Source organism: Leucobacter celer subsp. astrifaciens (assembly GCF_001273835.1).
Taxonomy (GTDB): domain Bacteria; phylum Actinomycetota; class Actinomycetes; order Actinomycetales; family Microbacteriaceae; genus Leucobacter; species Leucobacter celer.
Map to the genome: position 1 here is coordinate 1 of NZ_JHEI01000208.1, position 291 is coordinate 291.

Below are 291 nucleotides of genomic sequence, written 5' to 3' on the forward strand. Positions count from 1 at the left end.
GCACCATCGTTTCGGCGTCAGCGGTCGTAGGTGGTGCCGCCGTCGATCTCCGGAATCGTGACCCACGTACCCGACTCCGCGCTGCGCACCGAGGCGTCGACGAGTTCCGACGCCGACCATCCGTCTGCGACCGAAGGCGCCAGCTGCTCGTTCTCGATCACCGATCGGATGAACAGCGCGGCTTCGATCGTCTTGAGATCGTTGAATCCGATGCAAAAAAAAAAAATCATGCTCATCACGATTGTAGAGTATCAGGTCTAGACAGTCGAGGGAGAGCCTCTACGTTACTAG

The 291-nt window shown here is 57.7% G+C and carries 1 protein-coding gene; it reads right to left on the reverse strand.

Features of this window, described 5'->3' with window-relative positions:
• Positions 1-17: 17 nt before the first annotated feature.
• Positions 18-239, reverse strand: coding sequence for a hypothetical protein (locus AMS65_RS18285; RefSeq protein ID WP_241489512.1), 222 nt, complete (start codon positions 237-239; stop codon positions 18-20).
• Between the last annotated feature and the right edge of the window lie 52 nt (positions 240-291).